Annotated in this window: 2 tRNA genes and 3 rRNA genes; all 5 read right to left on the bottom strand. The window is 54.7% G+C overall.

The features are described from left to right. Positions 1-8 precede the first annotated feature (8 nt). A 5S ribosomal RNA gene (rrf, locus tag MLE42_RS15870) occupies positions 9-124 on the bottom strand. A gap of 75 nt (positions 125-199) precedes the next feature. Continuing rightward, positions 200-3,135: ribosomal RNA gene (locus MLE42_RS15875) — 23S ribosomal RNA — on the bottom strand. A gap of 248 nt (positions 3,136-3,383) precedes the next feature. Further along, positions 3,384-3,461 (bottom strand) — tRNA-Ile (locus MLE42_RS15880). 56 nt (positions 3,462-3,517) lie between these two features. Then, positions 3,518-3,593: transfer RNA gene (locus MLE42_RS15885), tRNA-Ala, on the bottom strand. 113 nt (positions 3,594-3,706) lie between these two features. Continuing rightward, positions 3,707-5,246 (bottom strand): 16S ribosomal RNA (locus MLE42_RS15890). The 16S, 23S and 5S rRNA genes sit together here with 2 tRNA genes alongside, the layout of an rRNA operon. Between the last annotated feature and the right edge of the window lie 229 nt (positions 5,247-5,475).

Consider the following 5,475-nt stretch of genomic DNA (forward strand, 5'->3'; position numbering starts at 1 on the left):
GGGATTTAACGTCGCAGCGACCTACTTTTCCACTCCTGTGGGGAGCAGTATCATCGGCCCTCCAGGTCTTAACGGCCGTGTTCGGGATGGGAACGGGTGTGACCCCTGGGGAAAAGCCGCGACGAAGGGTAGAAGGGTTGAGAAGGGTTTAGGCGAAGCGCTGTAAAGCGTTCGTGGGATTGATGCAATTCATTGATGAAAGGTCAAGTCGATGGACCGATTAGTATCGCTCAGCTGAAGCCGTCACCGGCCTTGCACATGCGACCTATCAACGTGGTGGTCTACCACGGGTCTCATAGGGAGATCTCATCTTGAGGGGTGTTTCGCGCTTAGATGCTTTCAGCGCTTCTCACTTCCCGACATAGCTACCCAGCATTGCACCTGGAGGCACAACTGGAACACCAGAGGTCAGTCCATCCCGGTCCTCTCGTACTAAGGACAGGTCCTCTCAAATCTCCTGCGCCCACACTAGATAGGGACCGAACTGTCTCGCGACGTTCTGAACCCAACTCACGTACCACTATTGATCGGCGAACAGCCGAACCCTTGGGACCTGCTTCAGCCCCAGGATGTGATGAGTCGACATCGAGGTGCCAAACCTTGCCGTCGATATGAACTCTTGGGCAAGATCAGCCTGTTATCCCCGGCGTACCTTTTATCCGTTGAGCGATGGCCCTTCCATTCGGGACCACCGGATCACTATAACCTGCTTTCGCACCTGCTCGTCGTGTCTGACTCGCAGTCAAGCTCCCTTATACTATTGCGCTCTGCGGCTGATTTCCAAACAGCCTGAGGGAACCTTCGTACGCCTCCGTTACGCTTTAGGAGGCGACCGCCCCAGTCAAACTACCCGCCTGACATTGTCTTCCACCCGGATCACGGGTGCGAGTTAGAGATCAGCGTTAAACAGGGTGGTATCTCAACGTCGGCTCCACCGACCCTAACGAGCCAGTTTCATAGCCTCCCACCTATCCTGCACAGTCCAACGCCAACCTCAATGTCAAGGTGTAGTAAAGGTGCACGGGGTCTTTCCGTCTAAGTGCGGGTAACCGGCATCTTCACCGGTGCTACAAGTTCGCTGAGTCTCTGCTGGAGACAGTTCCCAGATCGTTACGCCATTCGTGCAGGTCGGAACTTACCCGACAAGGAATTTCGCTACCTTAGGACCGTTATAGTTACGGCCGCCGTTCACCGGGGCTTAAATTCGCAGCTTCGCTTGCGCTGACCGCTCCTCTTGACCTTCCGGCACCGGGCAGGCGTCAGCCCCTATACCTCCTCTTTGGAGTTTGCAGAGACCTGTGTTTTTGTTAAACAGTCGCCTGGGACATTTATGTGCCACCACCTCGGGCTATGAACCCTACCGTGGTACCCCTTCTCCCGAAGTTACGGGGTTAATTTGCCGAGTTCCTTCAGCAGAGTTCTCTCAAACGCCTGAGGATTCTCTCCTCGACTACCTGTGTCGGTTTGCGGTACGGACACAAGCACCTCTCCTTAGCAGCTTTTCTCGGCAGTGTAGGATCAGGACTTTTCGTCAGATACCTTGAGCTGTTGGCGCCCGGACTTCCCTAAGCGCCACCCTTGATACCTTTCGCAGAACATTCCATAGCCCTGCGTCCCTACCTTCCTGCGTCCCTGCATCGTACAAACGAGATGCTCATGGTGCTGGAATATTAACCAGCCTTCCATCGCCTACGCCTTTCGGCCTCAGCTTAGGGTCCGACTAACCCAACGCGGATTGACCTTGCGTTGGAAACCTTAGTCTTACGGCGGACGGGGTTCTCGCCCGTCTTTACGCTACTTATGCCGACAGAGTCTCTTCCCATGTCTCCAGCTGTCCTTACGGTCAACCTTCACAGACGTAGGGAATGCTCCCCTACCACTTACGTTCGCAGCTTCGGTAACATGCTTTAGCCCCGTTGAATTGTCGGCACAGACCCGCTTGACCAGTGAGCTATTACGCTTTCTTTAAAGGATAGCTGCTTCTAAGCTAACCTCCTGGCTGTCTAAGCACATCCACATCCTTTTCCACTTAGCATGTATTTTGGGACCTTAGCTGGCGATCTGGGTTCTTTCCCTCTCGACTACGGATCTTATCACCCGCAGTCTGACTGCCGGACTTCACGGCGTGCCATTCGAAGATTGGTTGGATTCAGTAAGCTGGTAAGCCCCCTAGTCCATTCAGGTCTCTACCTGCACGACGAAACATCCGACGCTAGCCCTAAAGCTATTTCGGGGAGAACGAGCTATCACGGAATTTGATTGGCCTTTCACCCCTATCCTCAACTCATCCAAGCGGTTTTCAACCCACACTGGTTCGGACCTCCATCCGGTGTCACCCGGACTTCATCCTGGTCAAGGATAGATCATCCCGTTTCGCGTCTATTTCCAGCGACTGTCGCCCTATTCAGACTCGGTTTCCCTACGGCACCGCCTCTTCGGCTTCGCCTCGCCACTAAAAATAACTAGCCGGCTCATTATGCAAAAGGCACGCGGTTCCCCTGGTAAACCATAGGGGTTCCACTGCTTGTAGATTGACGGTTTCAGGTTCTATTTCACTCCCCTCATCGGGGTTCTTTTCGCCTTTCCCTCACGGTACTGGTTCACTATCGGTCAGATGAACATATTTAGCCTTACCGCATGGTCGCGGCAAATTCTGTCAAGGTTTCTCGTGCCCCGACATACTTGGGAACACCACTCAGAGTCCGATCGGCTTTCGCGTAAGGGGCTATCACCCTGTCTCGCCGGCCTTTCCATGCCGTTCCGCTAACCGTCGGTTTTGTAACTCTGTGCTGGAGGGCAGCTCCAGCCTGTAGGTCCCACGACCCCCCCTACGCAACGCCTGCCGCTTACACGTAGGAGGTTTGGGCTCCTCCGGTTTCGCTCGCCGCTACTCCCGGAATCACTGTTGTTTTCTGTTCCTGTGGGTACTGAGATGGTTCACTTCCCCACGTTCGCCTCTCAAAGCCTATGAATTCAGCTAAGAGATTCTTGAGCTTTCACCCAAGAGGGTTTCCCCATTCGGACATTCCCGGATCACCGTTCGCGTGCAACTCCCCGAGACTTTTCGCAGCTTACCACGTCCTTCATCGCTGTCATCTGCCAAGGCATCCACCGTCAACCCTTTGTAACTTGGCCTTCCATCAATGAATCACATTCATGAATCATTCATTTCGGCCCACGAGAGTGTTGATTCGCTAAACTTGCCTCGCCTTAAGCCCACAGCGTCACTTCAACGCCATGGATCACCCTTCTCTATTCCTTCTATTTGATTGTCAAACAGCTCCGTCTTTCGACCCGCCCCTCGAGGCGACCTTGAGCTGGATTCAAATCCCGCAGGATCTCAACTCAACTCAAACCTAATACCCACTGCCTCCCGGCAGTGATGGTGGGCCTAGGTGGATTCGAACCACCGACCTCACGCTTATCAGGCGTGCGCTCTAACCAGACTGAGCTATAGGCCCTCGTGCATTCGCACGCGGGAGGGCTATAGGCCCCCGTTGCATGCCCCAGCAGGCGCTGGTGGACCCGACCGGGATCGAACCGACGACCTCCTGGATGCAAACCAGGCGCTCTCCCAGCTGAGCTACGGGCCCATTACACGCCCAAGCACGCTCGTCAAAGACTTGCCCGAGCGTCTTTAAAAACCGGATAGAAATTTCGATCGGAAGCGTTGACCTATGCCATTCCGTAGAACGGCTCTCCTTAGAAAGGAGGTGATCCAGCCACAGGTTCTCCTACAGCTACCTTGTTACGACTTCACCCCAATCACCAAGTTCACCATTGAGACCTAGCCCCCTTGCGGGTTACCACAGCCTCTTCAAGTGCTCCCGGCTTTCGTGATGTGACGGGCGGTGTGTACAAGGCCCGGGAACGTATTCACCGTATCATTCTGATACACGATTACTAGCGATTCCACCTTCATGTAGTCGAGTTGCAGACTACAATCCGAACTGAGGACGACTTTCTCCGATTAGCTCCATCTCGCGACTTTGCAACGGTTTGTATCGCCCATTGTAGCACGTGTGTAGCCCTGGACATAAGGGCCATGAGGACTTGACATCATCCCCACCTTCCTCCCGGTTAACCCGGGCAGTCCCCGTAGAGTTCCCGCCATGACGCGCTGGCAACTACGGGTAAGGGTTGCGCTCGTTGCGGGACTTAACCCAACATCTCACGACACGAGCTGACGACAGCCATGCAGCACCTCTGCAGCAGTTCTTGCGAAAAGGCACATCTCTGTACCGGTCCACTGCAGTTCAAGCCCAGGTAAGGTTCTTCGCGTTGCGTCGAATTAAACCACATGCTCCACCGCTTGTGCGGGCCCCCGTCAATTCCTTTGAGTTTCAGCCTTGCGACCGTACTCCCCAGGCGGAACACTTAACGCGTTAGCTCCGGCACGGAAGGGGTCAACTCCCTCCACACCAAGTGTTCATCGTTTACAGCGTGGACTACCAGGGTATCTAATCCTGTTTGCTACCCACACTTTCGCGCCTCAGCGTCAGTTACTGTCCAGGTGGCCGCCTTCGCCACTGGTGTTCCTCCTCATCTCTACGCATTTCACCGCTACACGAGGAATTCCACCACCCTCTCCAGTACTCTAGCCTTCCAGTCTCAGATGCAGTTCCCAAGTTGAGCTCGGGGATTACACATCTGACTTAAAAAACCGCCTACGCGCCCTTTACGCCCAATAATTCCGAATAACGCTTGCCCCCTCTGTATTACCGCGGCTGCTGGCACAGAGTTAGCCGGGGCTTCCTCTCCAGGTACCGTCAAGTAACAGCGCTATTAACACTGCCACCTTCGTCCCTGACGACAGGGTTTTACAGTCCGAAGACCTTCATCACCCACGCGGCGTTGCTGCGTCAGACTCTCGTCCATTGCGCAAAATTCCCCACTGCTGCCTCCCGTAGGAGTCTGGACCGTGTCTCAGTTCCAGTGTGGCCGATCACCCTCTCAGGCCGGCTACTGATCGTCGCCTTGGTGGGCCATTACCCCGCCAACTAGCTAATCAGACGCAGGATCCTCTCTTAGCCCCAGGCCTTGCGGTCCCCAGGTTTCACCAGCAGCATCCCAGCCACTGGTCTCATGCGGTATTACCACTCCTTTCGGAGCGTTATTCCCCACTAAAAGGTAGATTCCCCACGCGTTACTCACCCGTCTGCCATGCACCTTGCGGCACATCCGACTTGCATGTGTTAGGCACGCCGCCAGCGTTCATTCTGAGCCAGGATCAAACTCTCAAGTTTAATATTCCTGAACTCTTGCTCCTCGGAGTCTCCCCCTCGGACAAATGCTCTGGTCGTATTTCTCTGAATCCCACGATCCGTCCTAGAACGTCCCGCGGAACCCTCAAAGGCTTCCTATCTTCTATCCGGTTTTCAAAGACGCCCACCGCGTTTCTACACGGTCCAGAAGAACCTTCCAGCCCTTCCCGGCACTCCGCAGCCTCAACTGCGCAGGACATTCAGACTAACA

The organism is Geothrix terrae (genome assembly GCF_022808775.1).
GTDB lineage: Bacteria > Acidobacteriota > Holophagae > Holophagales > Holophagaceae > Geothrix > Geothrix terrae.